Genomic DNA, 24,294 nt, shown 5'->3' with positions numbered 1-24,294 from the left:
TCATTTGCAAACGGATGAAAATTATTCATCCGTTCTTTTTTCTTTTTATAAATCTTATTTTTCTTCATCAAACCAAATACCGTCTTCACCGTTTTCATATCGTGTTCCATCCAATCGGATACCGGCTTGAATTCGTTGGATTTGGCGGTCTAAATCCTCTTGCGCTTCTTTAAGATATTGTTCATGTTCTTCAATTTCTTCAGGCGTTTGAGGCGGCGGCACTTGACCGATATATGTAAAAATTTCATCAAATGTTTCGCGACGCATATTTTTCACATCCTTAATTCTTCAATAGTGTATACAACTGTTTCTATATTTATGAATTTTGTAAGCTGAATTTTTTCGGTTTTTACAGATTTGATATAATATCTAATCCGGCGAGGCCTCAATATTTCTGCTTCGGCTTGATCAACATATAATGCTTTCATTCCTTTTTTAAGTTTTAACTGAAAGAGAATCGGATTTTCAGGATTGGTATATCCAAAAGCTTTTCGGAAATCCAGCGTGAAGCTTCCAAAAGCATCTTCGGCATATTTTCCGCCGACATTTGAGTCTTTCAGCCAATCAATATTGCTGACTCCTCGGTATATCCAAAAATCTTTGTCAGCTTTACTTTTTTGAATCGCATTATCAAGATTTTGAATATTTAACTCAATCAAGCTTTTTTCTTCATTCGTCATTAAATCATAAAGCTCGGAATTTCGACAGCATGAATTAATCACATAACACCAAGCTTTTTCTCTCCATTCTTTCGGCAGCGAAAAACTCCAATCATGTTTTTGATTGTTCCAATGATGAACATCTTGATAATTTCCGATACACACTTTTTCGACATTCGTCAAATCTTTTCTGTTATTGTAAGGGATTAAAAAAGTTGTATATTCCTGAAGAAGCTCGAGTCTTTCGGCAACAACATTTATCGAATCGGTTGGTTTTTCTGTTTTTTCCGCTGTTTTTTTCATTAATTCATTCATGAATTTAAAAAACAACAGACAAATTTAACGAAATCGTTTTTTTTAAAAACGAAACTTTTAAAAACGGACTTGGAAAATACATTCAAATTTAATCTCCTTTTTTTCAGCTCAATTTTATTTATATCTTCTTCCCTTTTCAGTTTCAGGGAATAAATATGGATTCTAAAAGATTGCTTTCCGGATTTTTAATGGCGATTACAATGTCTTTTTGTATGTCGCTGGTGATGACTTTGGTAAACGTCGGGCCGACATCGGCCTTTCCGTTTCTTTGGATGAGAGGTTGGTTCATCGGCTTTTGCGTTGCGTTTCCGCTGTCCATGTTCCTGCCGAAATATATTCAAAAAATTTCCGGAAAAATTTTGAAAAACAAAAATTAAATCGGCTGCGATTCGTGTTTGCGCCGCCGCGTGTGAGCAAAACATTTTTTCAAAAATGAAATAAAAAACGTATCCCGTTTTACGAAAAATAAAAAAGAAAGAGGAATCGGATTTAACACCCGATTCAAGATTTTTAAAATTTAATTTAGTCAGAACCGTCGGTTGTGATTCTTGACTGGTCAATTTCGGGCTTGCCGATTTTTGCGATAAATTGCTCGGCTGTTCCGCGAAGGTTCTTTGAGCCGGTGATTGCGCGGCCGACAACTAAAATGTCAGCTTTGGCTTTGAGCGCCAACGGAATTGTTTCCAATTTAACGCCGCCCGCAACGGCAATAAGCGTTTTCGGGCTGATTTCTTTGATGCCGTCGATGCTGCCCCAGGCGTATTCGTTGTTTTCAACGTCAATACCGCGGTGGAGTTCAACAACATCGGGGATTGCGCCTTTTGCAACCAAATTTTTAATCAGCGGAATCGGATCTTCCATGTTGAGCGTGTCAACAATTGCGTAAATACCGGTCTTGTGGGCTTCGTCAATCACTTTGACAATGGTTTCAAGCGGCGCAAGCGCGGAGACGACAATCGCATCGCCGGCAGCGTCAGCGACCATTCTTGCTTCCAAGTTGCCTGTGTCAAGCGTTTTAAGGTCGGCGACGATGAATGCGTCGGGTCTGACTTCACGGATTTTGGAAATCACATCTGTTCCGAAACGTTTGATGAGCGGTGTTCCGGCTTCAATGAGCAAGTGATCGTTCTGCGGCAATTCTTTGACAGCCTGTAAAACAAAGTCCAAACTGGTTGTGTCAAAAGCAACTTGTAAATACGGCGGGTCGAAAAGTCTGGTGACTTTGAATCCCATGATTGCGTGCGTGGATTTGTTGGATTCTTCGATGACTTTGTCCATGCTCGGGAATCCTTCCAAAGCTCTTTTGATTGCCAATTTCGTGGCCCCGTAGTTGAATTTGTAAATCTTGCCGAAATCTTCAGCGTCGGGCGCGATGAAAACGCTTGCGACAATCACGATGTCATTTGCGATTTCTTTCGGAATGATGCCTTCTTCGGCAGCGTCGGCGACGGCTTTTGCGACGGCGGACTGAGCAGGACCGAAAATTTTAGTCGTGTCAACACCCTTTTTCAATGTCACTTTCGGGACAATCAAAGTGGAGGGTTTTGTCGGCAGGTTCGGGCGAATCACAGACAAAAGCGGCGTGTGGCCGGCGGAAAGCTGTGTCATTCCCGTTGCGAACGCTTGTCCGACGGGACCGTCTTTAGAACCGATCATTAAATCAACGTGCGCAAGTTCCGCACCTGTGCCAATCAGGGCTTCGCCGATCTCAAAATAAGGCAATTTCGTGTCTTTGGGCATTGTACATTTCTCCGAAAAATTCAACTGACAGATCAAAAAATCCCGAACCAATGTTCGAAATCAAAGAAAATTATGATCTGCTAAATGAACATGAAATCAAAGGGTTATAATTAGGTTTTGATTCAAAATTCAAATATAATTTAAAATTTTCATATTTATTTTGGGTTTGTAATAATCTTGAATAATACTTATTCTTGTGGGTTATGATGTTCATTCTTAATGATTACAATTTAATTGTTTTCAATAGATTATAACTTATTAACTTATTCATCTCAATGAATCGTTATTTTTCCATTTTCGGAGCAAAACCGCCTTTATTCGTCTTTGTTGTTCCGATTTTATTCCGAAAGATTGTGAATCATTGAAAGCGAGCGGAAGTGATGGAACAAATCCGTTCCCCACAACACCGCGCTGTTGTCATAACTGATTAAATCATGATTGATGAAATATCCTTTTTTCGTGAACAGCGACAGCGAAATAATTTTATCCGTCACCATGCAGGATGCCAATTTAATCTCGGGGCAGACGAAAATTCTGACGTTTTCACGCTTCATGTAATTGTAATAGCTTTCCGGAAACTCTTTTTCCAGCCGGTCAATCACGCCTTGCGTGAAAATGAATGCGACGCTGACGCCGCGTTCGGCAATTTCGACGTAATCCGTCACATATTCCTGGCGGAAAATTGATGAGATTTCAATTAAAGAATTAACCGATTTCAAGCTTTTTTCAACCGGGCGGGCGCGGTCAAAGATGTGCGCTTTGTCGGGGTAGCACAGCTCCACTTCGCCGAGCTCTCCGATTCGGCTCAGCAGATACGCGGGAAACGCGGTTAATTCGGCTTCGCCCCAGTATTCCGGATTTTCATCAAAAACGGCAAACATATCCAAAATGTTTCTCATTTCCCGAACAGTGTATTCGCCGAGCGGCGTTAATGAAAACACGCCGTTCTTTTCCTGAATCAGGAAATTTCGGGTCAAAATCCGGATTTGAACCATCAGCGGACTGGATTTGGAATTTAAATAAGATTTAATGTCGTCAATCGTTTTGGGTCCTTCCAAAAGGTAAAGGAGAATTTGTCTTCTTTTTTCGGAAAAGAAAAGAACATCGGAAATGGATTCGTCTTTCATTTTTATCCCCTCAGATCTCCTTTTTATTGACAGATCGGTTTCTCAAATAATCGTAAAGCTCATTTCCCCACTGAACCGCGCTCGGCGATTTCGCGGCTAAGAAATCGTAATCCAAATTTCCGGCGGTTGAATACAAAACCATCAGCAGAATTTTATCGGTCACGGTGACTTCGGCGATTTTCACATCAGCCGAGCAGACGTTTAATTCGGCTCGATCCAATTGAAGCAGATTATTGATTTCGGTTTTGTAATCTTTGGCCATGTTGACGATGTAATCGCTGGTCGTAATGGAGACGGGCGCGCCTGACATCAGGCGGTCGTAATAAACCATGACGTATTCCGGCGCGTAATAGGTAATGAAAGTTTTTACGGATTCGGCATTTTTGATGTGTTCCCGTATAATCGGATTCGGTTCGTAATAAATCGTGCGGAGATCGATTTCAATGATTTCAAATTCGCCGATTTCCTGAATGCGGTCAAACAAGTTTTCCGGAATTTCACTCGTGTCGTGTTCGCTCCAGAATTTCGGATTCACACCGAGAACTTGTAAATTTTTAATAAAAGGAGATACTTTTTCGGCAACGGTTTCGCCAAGATGCGTCAGCTGATAAATGCCGTCATTTTGAATAATCAGATTGTTGTCGATTAAAACTTTGATTTGGGGTAAAATTGAAACCGATGTCTCGTCCAATTCCGATTTAATTGTTTCAATCGGTAACGGGCCTTTCTCAAAAAGAAGAATCAGAACCGCTTTTCGCTTTTCCGAAAAAAAGACAGTTTCAATCAAAGAGTTCATGCCTAAAGCCTCCGCATTTATTCCACATTTTAATCACGCACACCGTTTATGAATTTCTCCTAAACACATGTCTATTTTATATGATTAATTCGTTATTAAATAATCGGTTCTGTTGATATAACGCCGTTTTAATTTTTTATTCGATGTGTTATTTTTAAATTTGATTGTATTTTGACATTCGGAATGAAAAGAATATTAACTAATAGCGCTTATTATATTTTGTTAATGATTCGTGATGACTGTATCTGATATTTTATTTTGCCGTTATCGGTCGGCGGTTTCGCTGTTTACGGTTTTAAGTCCATCACGATCAAAAACCAAAAACTTCAGACTTAACTTGAAAAATTTTCACAGTTATTGAAAATTTTTCAATTCTTAAACTTTCAACTCTATCAATTTTCAATTTTAAGGTGTGGTATAAAATGAAAACAGGCGTTGCAGTTGATCTCGGAACCAGCGGTTTCAGATCGCAAAAAGTGGATTTAGAAACGGGTGAAATTAAAAGAACGGTTGTGACGATGCGCAACCCGCTTCCGGGCGCGAATGTGATGGACCATATGGATTTCGCGATTAATTACGGGCTTGAAAACGCGCACAAATTGGTGATTAACGCGATTCTTGTCTTAATTGACAGGCTGGGCGTTGCGCCTGACGACTTGTACAGGCTTTCCGTTTGCGGAAATCCGATTCAGCTTTCTCTTTTCCAAGGCATTCCGATTGAAGATTTAGCTTACGCCGGCGAGCGCAAGCGCGAAAAACTCAACATTCAAGAGCAAGACCGCTCTTCAAAAACAATCGGCAGCGCCGAAATTTCCGGTCTTGAAAAATTCCCGAATTGCACGGTTGTTATTCCGCCGGCCATCAAACACGAAATCGGGGCCGACGCGCTGGCGCTGATTGTCAATTCCGGCATGCTTGACAGCGACGAAATCGCGATTGCAACGGATTTCGGCACCAACGCTGAAATGGCGTTAAAAGCAGGCGGCATCATTTATACAGGCTCTGCCGCCGCCGGCCCGGCATTGGAAGGCCAGGAAATCAAAGACGGCGTTTTAGCGTCGCCGCGCGCAATCAGCGATGTCGAATTCGAAGGCGGCAACATTCGCTGCTATCTCTTAGACAGTGAAATGAGGCGAACAAAAGGCGATTTGGTTGACCCGAAAACGGGTGCCGTTTTTGAAGAAGGTCCGATTCGCGCGAGAGGAATTACCGGAACAGGCGTCATCGCGCTCATGGAAGAAGGCATCAAAAACGGAATCATCAAGCTTCCGAAAATTGAGACGCCTGACGGCATCATTCATCTTCAAGACGGCGTCGAGTTCACCGAACACGATATCAAAGAAGCCGGAAATGCAATCGGCGCACTTCGTGCCGGACACATTACACTTTGCAACGCCGCAGGCATCCAAATGGCGGACATCAAAATTTCGCATATGTCCGGCGCTGCCGGCACTTACATGGACGCGAAAAAGGCGCAGCAAATCGGCATGAATCCGTACAACGCGTCAACGATTACGCAAATCGGCAACACGTCTTTGAAAACCGCGCGTGAAATTCTGATTTCGGATGAGCGGCTGAAAGAGCTTCAAGATATCGCGACGAAAATCGTCGGAACGCACATCATGTTCGCAACGGACGAGGCTTTCAAAGAGGCTTACATTCTCGAATTGGCTTACTGGGGCGAAGGCATGGACTTTAAAATGTTCAAAAAATTCCTGAAGAAAAAGGAGTTGCCGCAATTAGACGACCCGATTGAAAACCCGGCGGTTGAACGTCTTGTCGAGCGTGACATTCCGGTTTACGGCGACGAAGGCTATGAAATGATTAAGCAGACCGGCACTTTCCTTTCGGTTGCGATGCCCGGCTGCGCAGAATGTGCCGAGAAGATTCGCGAGTGTCCGACGCATGCGATGAGTTACAAAGATGACGCGGTTAAAATTCGCTCCGACCTGTGTGACGGCTCCAACTGCAAAAAATGCCTGCGCTTCATGCCGCCGCCGTACAGTTGGGACAACTTGGTCGTCGAAGATCCTGTCTCGGGCAGTGCGGTCGAAGCCGAAACGGATGACTGAGAGGTTTCATCTTGAAAATAATTGTTGTCGGCGGATTTTTGGGCAGCGGTAAAACGACTGCTCTTGTCCGCCTCGGCACTTATTATTCGTCTCTCGGCAAATCCGTCGGAATCATCGTCAACGAAATCGGTGAAATCGGCATCGACGGGGACATTATTTCTCAATACGGCTTGGAGACGAAAGAAATCACTTCCGGCTGCATTTGCTGCAGTCTGAAAACGTCTCTTCGAGCGACGCTTCTTTTGATGATTGAAAATTACAATCCCGATGTTATTATTATCGAGTCAACCGGTGTTGCTTATCCCGGCGCGATTCGCGATGAAATTATGCTGATGAATTTGTCGACGGAGTATGATATGGCGCCGCTTCTGACGCTTTTTGACGGCAGTCGGTTTAAGCAGATTTTAAAGGAAATCAAAAATTTCGCGGCGCAGCAATTGGCGCAGGCGGAAGTCATCGCTGTCAGCAAAACGGATTTGGTCGAACCGCCGATGATTCCAATCATCGAAGCCGCGGTTCAGCAAATCAATCCGAAAGCTGAAATCATGACGCTGTCTTCCAAAAATCCTGAAAGTCTGGCGCGTTTGATTGATATTTTGGAGCGCAGCAGCGATACCGACTCTCATTTGGTCGAGTTGAAAAAAGTGATTTCAGATGATGGCAGTCTTTTGATGGCCGGCAAAAGAGACAATTCAATTGCTGCTTCAGGCGTCGGCTCGTTTTCGGCGGAATATATTTTAGATGAAAACAGCTTGATGTCGCTCAACGATTCCGATTTTGAGCAAATTGCCAAAGACCTTATGTCTCAAATTCGGGAAAACGTCATCGAAAAAAGTCCTGATTTTTTGGGTCACATTAAATTGTTTTTGGAATCCGGCTCGGCGCTTTATAAAATCAGTTTAACGACGGCTGAGGAAGATCCGATTTATGATTTTATTTTACCGGCGAATGGAACTTCTGACACGAAGCCGAATTTGAAAATTTTGTCGGCGGTAACGGGAATTTCATCAATGGATGTTCAAGAAATTGTTCAAAAAGCGGCTGAAAACGTTTTGAATGAAAATGAAATTGTTTTCAGTGTTTGATTGAACGTTTTATTTTATTTTTTTAAAAACGATACAATCCGGCCGGATATAATTTATTTTATATGTTTTAATTTGACTGTTTTGTTCATGAAATCTTAGCTCATTTATATTGATGAAAGTGGGGATCTAGGAATGAGTTCTTGCAGTTCCACTCATCTTATTATCACAGCTTTGATTGTTTCAGATGATTCATTTCTTAATCGGATTGTTAAAAATGTAAGACGCAATAAGTTTAAAAAAGAGTTAAAGAATTGTTCCGAAATTAAAGGAAATAAAGCGTCTCGAGATTTAAAATTTGAAATTGTTTCTAAGCTTAATGAAATCGAAAATCTCAAAGTTGTTCATATTATTTTTGAAAAACAAAGTCTGAAAAACTCTTATCATTTAAACAATAAACACAAGCTGTATAATTGCATTGCAGGAAACATTGCAAAATGTATTCATTTTAAAAATTGTGATTTAATTATTCATATTGACAAATCTAAGGGAAAACAAGCATTAATCGATGACTTTAATCAATATTTAACAGCTAAATTTAAAGAAGCAGGATTCTGTAATGAATTATCTATCTTTCACAGCAATTCTCAATCTTGGTCGGGTCTCCAGCTTGCCGATATATTAGCTTGGTCTGAATCTCAAAAAATATGCCGAAACAATACAGAGTACATTTCGTTACTGGATGCAGAAAAACAGATCGAATACGATGTATTCAAGGATAATTTAATAAAATAAAAAATGACGGTACCACCAGGAACTCTTTGTCGTGCAACACAGTACACTGTCACAAGTGGTTTTACCCGTGTATTTTAAAGTAGATATTCATATTTTAAATGTTTTTCTATTTGGTTGGCTTTGCACGAAAATTTGGGTTAATTGGGTTTTTTCATGCAAATCATCTTTGTCGTGCATAATAAATGCTGCTCTCATCCGCGTTTATTTTTTGTATAGAATTGGAGATTTCATGAAAAATCTATTTTTCGTGCAAAGCCTATTTGGTTGTAGACATTAATCCATTCCTGAAAGCGCATTCATCGCGTTAATCAAAGCTTCAACGGAAGCCATGACAATATCCGCGTTGGCTGATTTTGCCGTCACGCTTTTGCCGCGCTCGTTCGCGAGAACAATTGTAACGCGCGCCAGCGAATCGGAACCGCCCGAAATGGCTTCAATGGAAAACTCTTCGATTTTGTATTTCGTGTCGCCGACGATTTCTTCAGCGGCGCGAAGTGCCGCGTCGACCGGGCCGACACCGGTTTGCGCCGAAATAATTTCTTTGCCGTTTGATTCGGCGCGGATGACGGCGGTCGGGGTCACGATATTTCCGGTCATGACTGAGACTTCTTTGAGTTTAATGGCTTCATCGATTCCTTTTTTGCCGAGAACGACTGATGCGACAACATAAAGGTCGGCATCAGTCACGGTTTTTCCGCGGTCGCCGATTTCTTTGATTTTTGCCAAAATTTCGTTCAATTGATCTTCGGTCGGATGAATGCCGACAGCTTCCAAATTTTGAAGAACAGCATGTCTTCCGGCGTGTTTTCCGAGAATGATGCGGCGTTTTTGTCCGACCATTTCGGGCGTCATGATGCCGGGCTCAAATGTTTCGGATTTTGCCAAAACGCCTTGAGAATGAATTCCGGATTCGTGTGAGAAAGCGTTGTCACCACAAATCGGTATCATTGGCGGCATTTTTATGCCTGAGTATTTCTCAACCATTTTTGATGTTTCCGTCAAATATTCGGTTTTGATGTTGGTTTTAAAACCGTAAATCGATGTGAGCGCCATCACGACTTCGGCAAGCGATGCGTTTCCGGCGCGTTCTCCGATGCCGTTGACGGTGACTTGCACTTGGTCGGCGCCTGCTTCCGCCGCAGTTATGCTGTTTGCGTTGGCCAAACCGAAGTCGTTGTGACAGTGGATGTCGTATTTCATATCTGCATTCTTTTTCAGATTGTAGATTAATTCATACATGGACGACGGGACCATCACGCCGACGGTGTCTGGAATATTGACGATGTCGCAGCCGGCGGCTTTCGCGGCTTTGATGATTTCAACCAAATAGTCAAAATTCGTTCGTGTCGCGTCCATGGGTGAAAACATGCATTTAAAGCCGTGGCTTTTGATGTATTCGACCATTTCAACCGCCGTATTGAGTGCTTCTTCACGCGTTTTCTTAATCGTATATTCTCTTTGAACATCCGATGTCGGAATAAAAACGTGAATCATATCGACATCGCAGTCGATACAGGCATCAATATCTTTGGTGACGGAACGCGCCAAACCGCAGACATCGGCATGAAGCCCAAGCTCTGCTATTCTTTTAACGGATTCTTTATCGCCCGGAGAAGATATCGGGAATCCGGCTTCGATTGCGTCGACGCCGAGTTTGTCCAATTGAGAAGCAATCTCAATTTTTTTGTCAAACGGAATTGTCACTCCGGGGGTCTGTTCACCGTCCCGAAGGGTTGTGTCAAAAATAGTTATTGTTCTGTTCGAATTCTGTTTTTCCTGTTCAGGGTCGTAAAAAACGACTCCCCGCATTTATCTTTTCAAACATAGTAATCAAAACATTTACATTTGTTCTTTTATTTATATGTTTGTTAATAATATTCATGGAAAATCTTTGATTAATTGTTTCATAATGGTTGTAATTTTTATAATTTTTAATATCTCTGGCTATTTTTGTATTACTTTTTATACAAAATTTTAATTTTCACTCGCCACTTATATATACAATCATTTTTATATTGGTGTTTCCTGTTTGGTATATTTAGTCAAATGGGATGAAAACGGCAATTCATATGGTATATTTCTGTTTTATGATAACTTTTAAAACGTGATAAACAGGAATATTAGCTTTAATTAAATCAGGTCTGATTGAATTGAGTTTTAATTTAATCCGACCTAATTTTAGGTGGATTATTATGATCAAAATAAAAGCTTTGATAAATTTTCTTGTTTTAAGTATGGTTATTGTTGCCAGTTTATCTGTCTGTATCGGTGGCAATTCAGCTTCCTCCAGCTCGGCATCCGACTTAGATTCCGATGTCTCAATATATAATTCAACGTCAGCCGACACAATGTTTAGTTTAAATGAGACCGAATTAATGGCCGATCCTTTTGCGGAAGTGTCGATTTATAATTCAACAGATACAGATATTTTCTATGATTTTAATGCTATTGATAGTATTGATGGTACTGATTCAATCAATGCTTCTATCTTTGATGGAAACACAAAGCCTGTAGAACTCGTTGAATATATAAAAGTGCCAATCGACGAGGCTTATTCTAAAGATAAGTTGCAAAATATCAATGTTTCTGAAGATACACTTCAGGAGTTTTCGCGGTTCGGATTATGGCTTGAAGAGCAAAAAGTAGATGCCAAAGCCGAAGATATAAATGTTTTGTACATCGATGATGATTTGAGGGTCATCGAAAACTACTGGATTTTTGCAGCTCGCCCTGCATCCAAAGAAAGAAACATCGAAATAATACAAAATTCAAAAAATAAGGACCCTTCTTCAGATGAAATGATTGCGTTTTTGAAAAAATTTGATGAAAAATATCCTGCAAAATATGTGCGAACCGGGCTTGTCTTGTTTGTTACAATTGAAAACAAAGACGTTTTACTTTCTGAAATTTCAAAAGAAGATATCCAAATATTAGAAAATATTTCTAATGTCCTCCTCCATAGTTCATCAATAAAAAAAAGTAATAGCATAATTTCAAATTGGGGTTCATCAACTCCAAACGTTCATGCAGATATGTCCCGTTGGGCTGCCGAAAGGGCCGGTTTTAATTCCAATTATGTGGATATTATTTCAAATAATGCAGCTGCACCTGATTATTTTAATCCGGGGACTAGTTTGCCACATATCTATGAACAAAATTATAAACATTATTACAATCCTCTTGGGCTCGGATTTGGCGGCGCCCCTCATGAAATTAATGATTATTACGCTCTCACAAGATATGGGTCAACTGAAGAAAGATGTGTTAATTTGTCCTATGCCTCTCATTATATGGCTGATTTAAGTATGCCCTTGCATACCAATTATGCTGTCAAACAAGCGGCGAGATCTGTTATTTTAGATGAGTTGGAACCTCATTTTGCTTATGAAAATGATTATGTTGGAGCAAATTGGACAACCGGATACAATTTCAGCCGATTTTCAAAAGATGTCACCAGCGGATATATTGTTCAAGATCCCGGTTTTCAGGGCAAAGAATTGGCACGCTACTCAAATGAAAATATAAATTCAAGAAGTTACAGTGATGAAGCTTGGGATTGCGGATTGAATATAAGTGAACATGGTAATAATTATACTCCTTCTCCTACTGTATTTTATGCGACTTCTTATTGCATAGGTGAAGGGCAAAAATATTTGATCGGTTTAATGCAAGCCGGTCGCCAGCAAATGAGCCAACAAACTTTTACAAATCAGAGAGATATTACTCTCTGGTTTGAAGAAATTGATAGTACTGCTCGTGAATTAGATTTAACAAATTTGAGAGTTTCAATGGGTTCCGGTGATTCTGCTTCTATCAATCTTGACGGATGCCAAGTCCTGAGATTTGTTGATTCAATCCGAGGCGGAGATCTTTATATCTATGATGAAAATGGAAATCAGTTGGGTGTAATATCTCAAGTGAATGGTAAAACAGCATATGAGAATATGACATTTGATGTCTCTTTCATTCATGACGGATCAATGATGACTATCAACCTTCAAAAATATCATCGTGGTACCCTCATTGATACTTTCAGTTATTCTTATGTGAAAAATACCAGTATGTCAAAAATGAGAGCGTCTATGGCAGGTTATCAATCTAATGTGGATTTTATTAGCAGCCAATATGATATATATTATCAAAAATCTTGGACTTACTCAGGCGGGTCTTTTGCTAATAACCAAAGTACTACACTTCAGATTGACAAAAATCATTTCCGTGTTTCAGAAATAGATTTAAAAAATTTGAGAGTTTCGATGGGTTCCGGTGATTCTGCTTCTATCTATCTCAACAATAAGCAAATTTTGAAATTTGTTGATTCAGCCCGAGGTGGAGATCTTTACATCTATAATGAAAATGGAAATCAGTTAGGTGTGATATCTCAAGTGAATGGTAAAACAGCATATGAGAATATGACATTCGATGTTTCTTTTATCCATGACGGTTCCAGAATGACGATTAATATTCAAAAATATTATCGTGGTACCCTCATTGATACTTTTAGCTATTCTTATATGACTGCCAATGATAAATCAACGTTGAGGACGAATATGGTTGGTTATCAATCCAACGTAGATTATATCAGTAGCCAACATAGGGTTTTCCGCGATTTTACACACTAAGTCAAATATATATGTCGAAAATTTTATAAAAAAAGGAGGTGATAACATAATTTAATTTTTTAATACAAAATATAACTCCTCAATTATGTGATACTCTATAATTATGGAAAAACGGTTTTAGTTTTATTTTTAAAAAATTCAAGGGTGTGCTATTATCGTTCAAATATTAAATAAGAAAAACACAATTCCATTAATAGAATGTTTTATTTTATCTTTTGTTTTTCTATTGTTTTTATATCCTTTTCTTTCAACTTTTGTATGGGCCTTGAAATCTATAATCAAAACAAATTCGTTTCCTTCTGCAGCGGCAGTTTCAGGGATGATTGGAATTCTATACCTTTTGGGTCCGATTTTTACTATTATTCTTTATTCCGTTTTGAAGAAAAAATATAATTTTGAAATGAATGTTCTTCTTTATGGGATTGGTTTTACGTCATGTGTATCTATTTTTTCCGTTCTGATATTCCGCATCCCTACTGCAGATTATATCGGAATGGCTGTGCGTTTTCTTTATGTGATTCCATTTATTCTTCTTTATTATTCATATGCAATCTTACGTACAACATATATTAATGGTGAAAAAAGCATAAATCGAGACATTATAATTTTAACAACAGCAGCTGCCATTCTATCTTTGTTTTTTATTCTTTTTGAAATAATGACACGTCCTTTCCCTTATGTCGGCATTTCCTTGTTACTTTTCGGGGTATACTTTGCGTTTAGTTTCATTTGTAAGAAGTGTGTTCTCTCCCTTCGATTGCTTGCATGGATTCCATTCCTGCCTGCATATGTGGTGCTTTATTACCGTATTACTCATATGCAAATTATGTGAAAAAAAATCATATAAACTCAGGGTTTTTCCGCGATATTAAACAATAAGACAAATATACATGTCAAAGATTTTATAAAACAATGAGGGGAGTCATATAATTCAAAAACTATTTTTCAATAAAATTATTCCTCTATTGGGGTTTATTCTCATTGTTTCTATGTTTATGTCTGGTATTTGTTTACAATCAGACATTTCTCCTCTTTCTTTTATCGGATATTGTTCATGTTTTTTAAATGACAGTGATGATACGATTGAGTTGGCAGCGGGATTGAATTTTATTTATGAAGTACAGCTGTCCAAAGTGTTGACCATTGAAAAATGGAATATGCCGATTAAAATGAAGGTTGAAGGAAATCCGTCAAAAGAAGATATTAATATTTTAAATCACATTATAAAAGACTTCAATAAAGTCAATGGTTTCCCGGATATGGGAATTGTAAATGAGGATGAAAATGTTCTTTTAATTTATGTGCCAAAGGCGGATCTGTCAAAAGTTCAAAAAGAATATAATCTCGGTGAAATTGACAAAGGGATTTGTCAAAGTTTTTCTGAAAACGGTGAAATACAACGAGCGATTATTGTCATTGAATCTGATGTTGATCAAGATTATAAAAACAGTGTCGTTCTACATGAAATCTTTCACATGATTGGATTTTACGGTCATTCTTATGATAATGCAAGCGTACTTAATCAAATCGAGAAACCTGTTCCAAAATTATCCACCATAGATACTTTGGCTTTCAGAATGTTGTATAATCCTGAAATCATGGTTGGAATGAATTATCATGAACTAAATATATATTATCAAGATAAGGAAATAACAAACTTTTGTGCATAATTCGTTAAAACTTTCTCGTTGTTTCATTCGCTCTTTTTTATTTATCTTCTCAAATTAAAATCAACAAGCAAAACCCTTATATACTGCCAGTGATGTAGTAGGATTCCTCTCAGTCTGAGGCTGAAACTCAGAACTCGAGGGCTTGAATGAATGCGTTTTTAACGCTAATTTCAATTTTACATTCATCAATTAATGAAGTCGGGAGTTTTTTCCCGTACTGATATGTGACCTGATGTTTCGGTAAACTTCGGCGGTGATTTTCAAAATTTCATCTTTAACAAGATGGATCTTCAATTTGCTCAGCAAATTGAATAAAATTGTAAATCATCGTTACGAGATTTACAGGAATATCAAACTGTGTACAAAGGAAAGCAACTCAAAAATCTAAGAACTAAGTGTGAATAGCGCTTTATTCGTGGTTGATAAGTTTTTTCCGACAATTCTGATTATTCAGCAATGTTTGCAGTATTTCCAAAACCAGCTATTAAAAGCAACATCAAGTGTGTACAGGATTACATTGAGAATGCTCACAGCGTTTTCGATGTTCAAATCTATTATAATTCCGGTTGATCCTGCCGGAGGTTACTGCTATCGGTGTTTGACTAAGCCATGCGAGTCAAATGTTCTTCGTGAACATGGCGTAATGCTCAGTAACACGTGGATAACCTGCCCTCAGGTCCGGCATAACCTCGGGAAACTGAGGATAATTCCGGATATCTCTTCTCTGCCGGAATCGCTTGAAGAGACAAAGAATTTCGCCTGAGGATGGGTCTGCGGCCTATCAGGTTGTAGGGGGTGTAATGTACCCTCTAGCCGACAACGGGTACGGGTTGTGAGAGCAAGAGCCCGGAGATGGATTCTGAGACATGAATCCAGGCCCTACGGGGCGCAGCAGGCGCGAAAACTTTACAATGCAGGAAACTGTGATAAGGAGACACCGAGTGCTCGCATCAAATGCGGGCTGTCCACATACCTAAATCGTATGTGTTAGCAAGGGCCGGGCAAGACCGGTGCCAGCCGCCGCGGTAATACCGGTGGCCCGAGTGGTAGCCGCTTTTATTGGGTCTAAAGGGTCCGTAGCCGGTTCGGTCAGTCCATTGGGAAATCCGGATGCTCAACATCCGGGCTTCCAGTGGATACTGCCGAACTTGGGATCGGGGGAGGTAAGAGGTACTACAGGGGTAGGAGTGAAATCTTGTAATCCTTGTGGGACCACCTGTGGCGAAGGCGTCTTACCAAAACGAGTCCGACGGTGAGGGACGAAAGCTGGGGGCACGAACCGGATTAGATACCCGGGTAGTCCCAGCCGTAAACGATGCTCGCTAGGTGTCAGGCATGGCGTGACTGTGTCTGGTGCCGAAGGGAAGCCGTGAAGCGAGCCACCTGGGAAGTACGGCCGCAAGGCTGAAACTTAAAGGAATTGGCGGGGGAGCACAACAACGGGTGGAGCCTGCGGTTTAATTGGACTCAACGCCGGAAAACTCACCAGGGGAGACAGCAATATGTAGGTCAAGCTGAAGACTTTACCTGAATCGCTGAGAGGAGGTGCATGGTCGTCGCCAGTTCGTACTGTGAAGCATCCTGTTAAGTCAGGCAACGAGCGAGACCCGTGCCCACAGTTACCAGCGGCATCTCCGGATGGCCGGGTACTCTGTGGGGACCGCCGGTGTTAAATCGGAGGAAGGTGCGGGCTACGGTAGATCAGTATGCCCCGAATCTCTTGGGCTACACGCGGGCTACAATGGACGGGACAATGGGTAACTACCCCGAAAGGGGATGTTAATCTCATAAACCCGTTCGAAGTTCGGATCGAGGATTGAAACCCATCCTCGTGAAGCTGGAATCCGTAGTAATCGCGTTTCAACATAGCGCGGTGAATACGTCCCTGCTCCTTGCACACACCGCCCGTCAAACCACCCGAGTGGGGTATGGGTGAGGGTATGGACATCGTGCCGTATTCAAACCTGAATTCCGCAAGGGGGGTTAAGTCGTAACAAGGTAGCCGTAGGGGAATCTGCGGCTGGATCACCTCCTAAGAATAAAACACCGCCGAATGCCGAAAAAACATCAGGTCACAAACAAAAACCAATAAAAGATCTTAAAATCCAAAATTTCAAATCAAAATTGAAATCAAAATTTGAAAACCAAAAGATCATCGGGCAAGACCCAAAAACAAATCGGGCAACGCCCGAATTTACGTATTGGGCTTGTAGATCAGCTGGAAGATCGCCGCCTTTGCAAGGCGGAGGCCTGGGGTTCAAATCCCCACAAGTCCATTTTATTGGTTTCGACAAACAATCGGAAACAAAATCGGCCGGAAAACAAATTCGGTTCCGGTTTAATAAAATCAGAAGCGCGTTTAAAAACGCGCCGGGGTGCAATTCCCTTTCAAACATTTATAATGCACTCCGCGATTTTTCGCGGGGGAAGGACGGATAAATCGTGTGCCAGCACGTCATTTATGTGATGTCATGTAAAGGTTGAAGAAGATAAACAACAACAAATCAACAAGTTGGACAGATATATCAGACGCTAACTGAAAAATCGGTTAAGCGAATGGTGTTACGCCAACAGGTGGATGGCTCGGCTCAAGAGCTGATGAAGGACGTGCCAAGCTGCGATAAGCTCAGGGTAGACGCAAGGAATCTATGAACCTGAGATCTCCTAATGGGAATCCCGTTGTCCGCGAGGGCAGCGATCAGTCATGATCGGGAACGCCCCGAATTGAAACATCTTAGTAGGGGCAGGAAAAGAAATCAATAAGAGATGCCGTTAGTAAAGGCGATTGAAACCGGCAGAGTTCAAACTGAATCCTTTGCAGTAATGTAAAGGAGATGTGGTTTACGGCTGACATTATTTTCCTATTTCATTGAATCAAACTTGCCTGAAACGGCAGACCATAGAGTGTGATAGTCACGTCGATAAAGATGAAAGGAAAATCGTCATGTCCTGAGTAGTGTGGGTCGGAAATCTCGCACGAATATGGGGGTCACCAATCTCCAAAACTAAATACTCCTTGAGTCCGATAGCGAATTAGTAGGGTGACCGAACGCTGAAAAGTACCCCGAGAAGGGAGGTAAAAAGTGCCTGAAACCTGTTGGTTATAGAACGATGGGGCGTGAAAGGATCTTTCTTATGAAGGAAGAAGCTGCGAGGCTTTTGTACGAATAAGATTGCCGATGTTCCATCTTAAGTTTTGAAGAACTGGCCAGGGAGTTTATCTTGGTGGCGAAGGCTAACTGTTCTTACAGGCAGCCAAAGCGAAAGCAACATGTGCGCAACTCTTCGAGTGAGGCACGGCGTATACAAGTGCGCGGAGTCACCGGGATAAGACCCGAAGCCGGGCGATCTAGGCGTGGGCAGGTTGAAGCGTGGCGAAAGCTGCGTGGAGGACCGCAAGTGGTATTGATCTGCAAATCATTCACGTGACCCACGTCTCGGAGTGAAATGCTAATCTAGCCCGGCATCCGCTGGTTCCCTCCGAAACATGTCGTAGCATGACCTGACCCGAGGTCGTTGGTGGAGTAGAGCACTGATTGGGGAATCCGGGGAAGAAATTCTTCGCTCTTCTGTCAAACTCCAAACCCACCCACACCGTAGACGGTCGGAGTCCGCACTGCTGGGGTAAGCTTGTAGTGCGTAAGGGAGACAACCCTGCCCGTGGTTAAGGTCCCCAAGTGTCGGCTAAGTGTAAACACTAAAGGGCGTCCCAAGCCCAAAACAGCTGGAAGGTTAGCTTAGAAGCAGCTATCCTTTAAAGAGTTCGTAACAGACCACCAGTCGAGGTTTGGGGCCCCGAAAATTGACGGGGCTCAAGCCGACCACCGATACCACGGAGTACCGTATAGGTAATCTCGTAGGAGGGCGTTGTGTTCGGGCAGAAGCAGGGCTGTGAAGTCCTGTGGACCGTTCACAAACGAAAATCCTGGTAATAGTAGCAGCATAGTCAAGTGAAAATCTTGACCGCCGAAGGGGCCAGGTTTCCTCGGCAATGATCATCAGCCGAGGGTTAGTCGGTCCTAAGACGTACCGTAATCCGAGTACGCCGAATCAGGGAAACAGGTTAATATTCCTGTACCGTTCGACAATAATCCTGACGCTTCAGGGCAGGCCGAGCGGCGTTGTCGCGCCGTTTAAGCATCGAAGTTCGTGGAGAGCCGTAATGGCGAGAAGCGAATGAATATGTTATGACGAAAGTCGGCTGCACCCCGGAGCCCGTGAAAAGGGGTCGAAACGTCCGTACCAAGATCTGACACAGGTGCCCCTAGCTGAAAAGGCTAAGGCGTGACGGAGTAATTCAGTTTAGGGAATTCGGCAAATTAGCTCCGTAACTTCGGGAGAAGGAGTGCCTGCTGTGAAGACAGCAGGTCGCAGTGACCAGGGGGCTCCAACTGTCTAATACCAACATAGGAGATCGCAAATCCGTAAGGATGAGTACGATCTCTGAATCCTGCTCAGTGCAGGTACCTCAAACCCCGGTTCAACGGGACGAAGGGCCTGTAAACAGCGGGGGTAACTATGACCCTCTTAAGGTAGCGTAGTACCTTGTCGCTTAATTGGCGACTTGCATGAATGGATCAATGAGAGCCCTACTGTCCCAAACTGGAATCCGGTGAAGCTTACATTCTAGTGCACAGTCTAGAGACCTCTAGGGGGAAGTGAAGACCCCATAGAGCTTTACTGCAGCCTGTCGTTGAGTTGTGATTTCGAATGTACAGTGTAGGTAGGAGACGTCGAAGCGGGCGCGCCAGCGTTCGTGGAGTCAAAAGTGGGACACTACCCTTTTGGAATTACGATTCTCACTCTCTTTTGAGAGGACCCCGATAGGTGGGCAGTTTGCCTGGGGCGGGACGCCCTTGAAAAGATATCAAGGGTGCGCAATGGTTGACTCAAGTGGGTCGGAAACTCACTGAAGAGTGCAAGAGCATAAGTCAGCCTGACGTTATTTCGCACAACAAGGAATGACGAGACGAAAGTCGGTTCTAGCGAACTTTTGAGCCCGCTTGGTGCGGGCCAAAAACTACAGAAAAGTTACCTTGGGGATAATTGTGTCGTTGCCGGCAAGAGTACATATCGACCCGGCAGCTTGCTACTTCGATGTCGGTTCTTTCCATCCTGGCCGTGCAGCAGCGGCCAAGGGTGAGGTTGTTCGCCTATTAAAGGAGATCGTGAGCTGGGTTTAGACCGTCGTGAGACAGGTTGGTTACTATCTACTAGAGGTGTTTGATGTCTGAGGGTAAGTTGCTTTTAGTACGAGAGGAACAAAGCAACGGTGCCTCTGGTCTACCTGTTGTCTGACAAGGCATCGCAGGGCAGCTACGCACCAAAGAATAAGAGCTGAATGCATCTAAGCTCGAAATCCCACCTAAATAAGAGACATCGTCAAGGACACTCGTAAAAGACGAGGTTGATCGAAACGGGATGTACGCACCAAGGCAACGAGGTGTTGAGTCCGCGTTCACGAATAGTCCGTGCCGCCGCGAGACTGATTTTTCAGGCGATATCTGATTATGTCTGAGTCATCCGTTTGTTGAAATTATTAAAATGTTGTTTATCAAAAATTGAGCAAATGCAATTTATGAATTGTTGAATTCATTTGATTTGCATTGGTTTATTTTTCAATCATTACATGGCAGTTATGTTTTTCTTTTCAGGAAAAACATTAAATATCAATTATCCGTTTCATATCTCACGCTATAGAGAAAGTCTTTTGGCGGCCATAGCGGCGGGGCGACTCCTGTACCCATACCGAACACAGAAGATAAGCCCGCCAGCGTTCCCTGTTGTACTGAAGTGTGCGAGCCTTCGGGAAGCTTGGATCGCTGCCATGAGTCTTTCTTTATCTTTCTTATTTTGTTGTTTTTTTAAAAGAAGAGTTTACGGCAGGTTTATAGTAAATGCCGGTAAACAAAATCAAAAAGCCAACGTGGCAGAGCGGCTATGCGTTCGCCTGCAGAGCGAATCTACTTCGGTTCAAATCCGGACGTTGGCTTATAATTTTTCTTGAATTGTTTTGCATTTTTAAATTTAAATCCTAAAATAGAATAGAAAAAAATTCTTTTATCCTTTTATTATGAAATTTTAATATATCTCAATCTCTTTTAACCAATGTTTTTGTTTATTTTAACAGGAGAAATCAATCATGAAATACCAAATCAAAGGAACCCCATTCCCCGTTGTCACTTGCTACCTCGAAAGAGGCGAAATGATGGTCACCGAAAAAGGCGCGATGTCTTGGATGACCGATCAAATGAAAATGGAAACAAACACCGGCGGCGGATTAATGAAAGGCCTGTCGCGCATGTTTTCAGGCGAATCCCTCTTTTTGAATAATTACACCGCTGAAGGCGATAATCAATTCATTACATTCGGGTCGTCTTTTCCCGGCCGCATTTTGGATTTTAAACTTGGAAACGGCAGAACGATTATCGCTCAAAAAGATGCGCTTTTGGCAATGGAACAATCAGTTGAAATGAGTGTTCATTTCAAAAGAAAACTCGGCGCCGGTTTTTTCGGCGGCGAAGGTTTCGTCATGCAAAAATTTGCCGGCAACGGATATGTCTTTTTAGAAATTGACGGCGATGTTGTTGAATATGATTTAAAAGCCGGCGAGCGTTTAATGATTGATCAAGGACACTTGGCTGCGATGGAAGACACGGTTTCATTTGACATTGTTACCGTTAAAGGCGCGAAAAATATTCTTTTCGGCGGCGAAGGATTGTTCCTCGGCGCGCTGACAGGTCCCGGAAAAGTTTGGATTCAAACCATGCCGATGGGCAATTTGGTCGATATTATCCTTTCCAGAATTCCGCCGAGCAACGGCTGAAGAAACTCCATTTTTCTTTTTTTAATTTTTTTTGTTTTGAAGTTCCGGTAATACTGTATTTATTTTTGTTAATGTTTTTAATTGCTTAGCAGCTAAATCTCTTAAAATAATTAATCGTTCAGATTGTATTTTTCCTTGTTCAATTAAAATAGCATTATAGTTTTCCATATTGGCAAGTACCAATAATTGATTAAGATTTGCATCATCCCGAATATTGCCATTTTTATCCGGATTCTCTTCTCTCCATTGTTTCGCAGTAATTCCCCACAGGGCGACATTTAACATATCAGCTTCATTGGCATAAGTCGCAGATATTTGTGCAGGCGTGAGGGCGGGAAGCAAATTTTCTTTAATTGCATCAGTATGGATCTGGTAATTTATTTTTGAAATCTCACGATTTATGTTCCAATTTAAAGATAACCGGCTATTTTCTTCATATTTTAGGCGTTTATAATCCTTTATTATATACAGTTTAAATTCTGCTGAAATCCAAGAAGCAAATTCAAATGCTATATCTGAATGAGCGAATGTTCCACCGCCGCGCCCCGGTTTCGAAACAATGCCGATTGCATTCACGGTGTCAATCCATTTAGTGGGAGACATCGTGAACGCATTCAAACCGGCATTTTGCCTAAACCCGTCGAATTCGACGGGTTTAAAATTTGGATTGTGTAATGTTTCCCATAAACCCAAAAATTCAATGGTATCATGATTCCGCATCCAATTTTTAATGACATCATTCGGTTCATTGCTTTTATATTTTGCAATGTCTGTCAGTGAAAGATACTCATTTTGAAAAATGAAACAACATTTAAAAAAAGTTGAAAAAATTAAAATTTGAATTATTGATAATTTTAATTTCATCTTTTTATTATTTCTTCTTTTTCGAAAGCGCGCTTGCAACCATAATCGCTTTCGTGTAATGTCCCGCCGACCGTGAGGTATCGACAAAAACGTGTCTGTCCGTTAAAATCGGTGCGCCGAGACCGTCGCCACCGCCTAAAAACGTCAGCGCTCGGAATATTAAATTTCCGGTAATCCCGTTTGGCGCGATAATATAATTGGAATGCTCAAACGCTTCTTCCAAATCCAATTTGTAATCAACGACATGAAGCTTTTTTTCTTCCGTAATGATGCGGACAATTTCAGCCGCTTCTCGCTTTCCGTCTTCATCCGGCGATGAAATCAATCCGACATGCGGCGAAACGCCGAGGCGTTTTAACAAATGCGTTCCGAGACAAATGAATTCAATTTTGTCTTCCGTTGTTGTTCCTTCGTCAATGCCGACCGGCGCGAAAAAATACGGATTTCCGTCTTTTGTCAATAAAATCGCGATTCGATGAATCTTATTGATATGACAGGCCTTTTTCAAAATCGAAAGAGAATCCGAAGCCTTCGCCGTTCCGCGAATCGCGGCATCGACTTTTCCCGAAACCAGCAACGAAACAAGTTCGTCTTCAGGCGTTTTTGTATCAATAATTTGAAACGGTAACTCCGATGCCGTTTCATCTTTAATATCATAAAGCGCGCGAAAAGCTTTTTCAATTTCAGCTTGATTCCCGACTAAAATCACATCGGCGTAATCCTTTTCAACGGCGGCGACGGCGCATTTGACGGTGTCGGGATCCGGGTCGCGAACGCCCATCGCAATCGTTGCGTGTTTGGAGACGGCAATTTTTTCAATCAGTCCGATTAATTTTTCCATATCATCTGCTTTTATTGATTCGTTCATTTTTTCCCCGTCATTCCCCGTTCAATTTCTTTCCTTTAACGCTTCCAAAACCGCTTTTTTCATCACGCCGACATCCGGTTTTTTCCCCGTCCAAATTTCAAAAGACAAAGCGCCCTGAAAAACAAGCATCATCACGCCGTTAATTGTTTTTGCGCCGCCTTCTCTCGCTTCTCTTAAAAATGCCGTCTCTTCCGGATTATAAACAATATCAAAAACCGTTTTGCCGGCAAGACATTCCGAAATCAATTCCGTTCTCGGCTTTGTTGCCGGCAGCTCGTCAAAAACGGAAACCTCTTTGAGTTCTCCCATGCCGAGCGCCGTTGTTTGAATGATAATGTCTGCCCTGTCAAAATCGTTCCAGCCGGATAAACCACCGCCGGAAACATTTTTGTTTCCTGTTTTTTCAACAATTTCATCCGCCAATCTTTGCGCTTTTTCGGCGGTTCTGTTTATGATTTTTAAAGAATTTCCCTGTTCTGCAAAAAAAAGTGAAATTGATCGGGCTGCGCCGCCCGCGCCGATAATCAAAATCTTTTTGCCGTTCGTTTGGCATCCGGCATATTCAAGCGTTTTAAATGCGCCCTCTCCATCCGTATTGTAACCGTAAATCTTTCCGTCTTTAAAATGGAGCGTATTAACCGCGCCTGCTTTTTTGGAAAAATCATCGGGTTCAATCAAATCTGTTTCCATTATTTTTTCTTTGAGCGGAATTGTCAGATTCAATCCGCAAAATCCTTCCGTTTGCGCTTTTATAATTTCCTCTTTCAGCTCTTCAGGGCGGACAGTGTATGCTTTGTATTCGCAGCCGGTCATGCCGAGCGCGTTAAAGGCGGCGGTGTGCATCACAGGGGACAGCGAATGCTCTATCGGAAAACCGAAAACGCCGAATTTACATTTTTTCATTTCATTCCCCTTTTT

The 24,294-nt window shown here is 41.8% G+C and carries 17 protein-coding genes, 2 tRNA genes and 3 rRNA genes; 13 read left to right on the top strand and 9 right to left on the bottom strand.

What is annotated here, in order from left to right; all coding sequences use genetic code 11:
* Window positions 1-54: 54 nt before the first annotated feature.
* Entirely contained in the window at window positions 55-267 is a 213-nt protein-coding gene (locus MmiEs2_RS07065; protein ID WP_316559163.1) for a hypothetical protein, read from the bottom strand.
* Window positions 268-272: 5 nt separating this feature from the next.
* The gene (locus MmiEs2_RS07060; protein ID WP_316559162.1) at window positions 273-962 is read right to left on the bottom strand and encodes an ADP-ribosyltransferase; all 690 of its coding nucleotides are present in this window, start codon (window positions 960-962) and stop codon (window positions 273-275) included.
* A 167-nt stretch (window positions 963-1,129) separates the two neighbouring features.
* On the opposite strand from MmiEs2_RS07060, the gene MmiEs2_RS08365 reads away from it, so the two are divergent.
* Window positions 1,130-1,351 carry a DUF2798 domain-containing protein gene (locus MmiEs2_RS08365; RefSeq protein ID WP_420891224.1) on the top strand — a complete coding sequence of 74 codons (222 nt, stop codon included), beginning with the start codon at window positions 1,130-1,132 and terminating at the stop codon, window positions 1,349-1,351.
* 145 nt (window positions 1,352-1,496) lie between these two features.
* On the opposite strand, the gene MmiEs2_RS07050 is transcribed toward MmiEs2_RS08365, so the two are convergent.
* The 3 genes from MmiEs2_RS07050 to MmiEs2_RS07040 all read right to left on the bottom strand — a co-directional run bounded on the left by MmiEs2_RS07050 (window position 1,497) and on the right by MmiEs2_RS07040 (window position 4,637).
* Window positions 1,497-2,714 (bottom strand): bifunctional 5,6,7,8-tetrahydromethanopterin hydro-lyase/3-hexulose-6-phosphate synthase, encoded by a 1,218-nt coding sequence (locus MmiEs2_RS07050; protein ID WP_316559160.1) that lies wholly within the window; start codon window positions 2,712-2,714, stop codon window positions 1,497-1,499.
* A 338-nt stretch (window positions 2,715-3,052) separates the two neighbouring features.
* Window positions 3,053-3,841, bottom strand: coding sequence for a helix-turn-helix transcriptional regulator (locus MmiEs2_RS07045; RefSeq protein ID WP_316559159.1), 789 nt, complete (start codon window positions 3,839-3,841; stop codon window positions 3,053-3,055).
* Window positions 3,842-3,851: 10 nt separating this feature from the next.
* Window positions 3,852-4,637: a helix-turn-helix transcriptional regulator gene (locus tag MmiEs2_RS07040; RefSeq protein WP_316559158.1), complete on the bottom strand. Its 786-nt coding sequence runs from the start codon at window positions 4,635-4,637 to the stop codon at window positions 3,852-3,854.
* 422 nt (window positions 4,638-5,059) lie between these two features.
* Between MmiEs2_RS07040 and MmiEs2_RS07035 the strand changes: the two genes are divergently transcribed.
* The 3 genes from MmiEs2_RS07035 to MmiEs2_RS07025 all read left to right on the top strand — a co-directional run bounded on the left by MmiEs2_RS07035 (window position 5,060) and on the right by MmiEs2_RS07025 (window position 8,526).
* Window positions 5,060-6,709, top strand: coding sequence for a methylamine methyltransferase corrinoid protein reductive activase (locus tag MmiEs2_RS07035; RefSeq protein WP_316559157.1), 1,650 nt, complete (start codon window positions 5,060-5,062; stop codon window positions 6,707-6,709).
* 11 nt (window positions 6,710-6,720) lie between these two features.
* The gene (locus MmiEs2_RS07030) at window positions 6,721-7,794 is read left to right on the top strand and encodes a GTP-binding protein (protein WP_316559156.1); all 1,074 of its coding nucleotides are present in this window, start codon (window positions 6,721-6,723) and stop codon (window positions 7,792-7,794) included.
* 102 nt (window positions 7,795-7,896) lie between these two features.
* Window positions 7,897-8,526: a DUF3800 domain-containing protein gene (locus tag MmiEs2_RS07025; protein WP_316560241.1), complete on the top strand. Its 630-nt coding sequence runs from the start codon at window positions 7,897-7,899 to the stop codon at window positions 8,524-8,526.
* Between the two features lie 273 nt (window positions 8,527-8,799).
* On the opposite strand, the gene MmiEs2_RS07020 is transcribed toward MmiEs2_RS07025, so the two are convergent.
* Window positions 8,800-10,335, bottom strand: coding sequence for a 2-isopropylmalate synthase (locus MmiEs2_RS07020; protein ID WP_316559155.1), 1,536 nt, complete (start codon window positions 10,333-10,335; stop codon window positions 8,800-8,802).
* A 383-nt stretch (window positions 10,336-10,718) separates the two neighbouring features.
* Between MmiEs2_RS07020 and MmiEs2_RS07015 the strand changes: the two genes are divergently transcribed.
* The 9 genes from MmiEs2_RS07015 (at window position 10,719) to MmiEs2_RS06975 (ending at window position 21,644) form a co-directional block, all read left to right on the top strand.
* Window positions 10,719-13,148 carry a phospholipase C/P1 nuclease family protein gene (locus tag MmiEs2_RS07015; protein ID WP_316559154.1) on the top strand — a complete coding sequence of 810 codons (2,430 nt, stop codon included), beginning with the start codon at window positions 10,719-10,721 and terminating at the stop codon, window positions 13,146-13,148.
* A 319-nt stretch (window positions 13,149-13,467) separates the two neighbouring features.
* Entirely contained in the window at window positions 13,468-13,980 is a 513-nt protein-coding gene (locus tag MmiEs2_RS07010; RefSeq protein WP_316559153.1) for a hypothetical protein, read from the top strand.
* A gap of 157 nt (window positions 13,981-14,137) precedes the next feature.
* Window positions 14,138-14,818: a DUF2927 domain-containing protein gene (locus MmiEs2_RS07005; RefSeq protein ID WP_316559152.1), complete on the top strand. Its 681-nt coding sequence runs from the start codon at window positions 14,138-14,140 to the stop codon at window positions 14,816-14,818.
* 559 nt (window positions 14,819-15,377) lie between these two features.
* A 16S ribosomal RNA gene (locus MmiEs2_RS07000) occupies window positions 15,378-16,852 on the top strand.
* A gap of 169 nt (window positions 16,853-17,021) precedes the next feature.
* Window positions 17,022-17,094 (top strand) — tRNA-Ala (locus MmiEs2_RS06995).
* Window positions 17,095-17,371: 277 nt separating this feature from the next.
* A 23S ribosomal RNA gene (locus tag MmiEs2_RS06990) occupies window positions 17,372-20,302 on the top strand.
* A gap of 225 nt (window positions 20,303-20,527) precedes the next feature.
* Window positions 20,528-20,649, top strand: a 5S ribosomal RNA gene (gene rrf, locus MmiEs2_RS06985).
* Together the 16S, 23S and 5S rRNA genes with 2 tRNA genes alongside form the textbook arrangement of a ribosomal RNA operon.
* An 89-nt stretch (window positions 20,650-20,738) precedes the next feature.
* Window positions 20,739-20,810 (top strand) — tRNA-Cys (locus MmiEs2_RS06980).
* Window positions 20,811-20,960: 150 nt separating this feature from the next.
* A complete protein-coding gene (locus MmiEs2_RS06975) occupies window positions 20,961-21,644 on the top strand; it encodes a TIGR00266 family protein (protein ID WP_316559151.1) in 684 nt (227 codons plus the stop codon).
* A gap of 21 nt (window positions 21,645-21,665) precedes the next feature.
* Here MmiEs2_RS06975 and MmiEs2_RS06970 read toward each other — a convergent pair whose 3' ends face one another.
* From MmiEs2_RS06970 to aroE, 3 genes are read right to left on the bottom strand one after another with little or no spacing between them, the layout of a single operon-like run.
* Window positions 21,666-22,547, bottom strand: coding sequence for a KilA-N domain-containing protein (locus tag MmiEs2_RS06970; RefSeq protein ID WP_316559150.1), 882 nt, complete (start codon window positions 22,545-22,547; stop codon window positions 21,666-21,668).
* Entirely contained in the window at window positions 22,516-23,376 is an 861-nt protein-coding gene (locus tag MmiEs2_RS06965) for a methyltransferase (protein WP_316559149.1), read from the bottom strand. The genes MmiEs2_RS06970 and MmiEs2_RS06965 overlap by 32 nt, the downstream gene beginning before the upstream one ends.
* A gap of 21 nt (window positions 23,377-23,397) precedes the next feature.
* A complete protein-coding gene (aroE, locus tag MmiEs2_RS06960; RefSeq protein ID WP_316559148.1) occupies window positions 23,398-24,279 on the bottom strand; it encodes a shikimate dehydrogenase in 882 nt (293 codons plus the stop codon).
* Window positions 24,280-24,294 lie beyond the last annotated feature (15 nt).

The organism is Methanimicrococcus stummii (assembly GCF_032594435.1).
Classification (GTDB): Archaea; Halobacteriota; Methanosarcinia; order Methanosarcinales; family Methanosarcinaceae; genus Methanimicrococcus; species Methanimicrococcus stummii.
The sequence above is the reverse complement of the archived record's forward strand: the minus strand, read 5'-3'. Positions and strand labels throughout refer to the sequence as shown.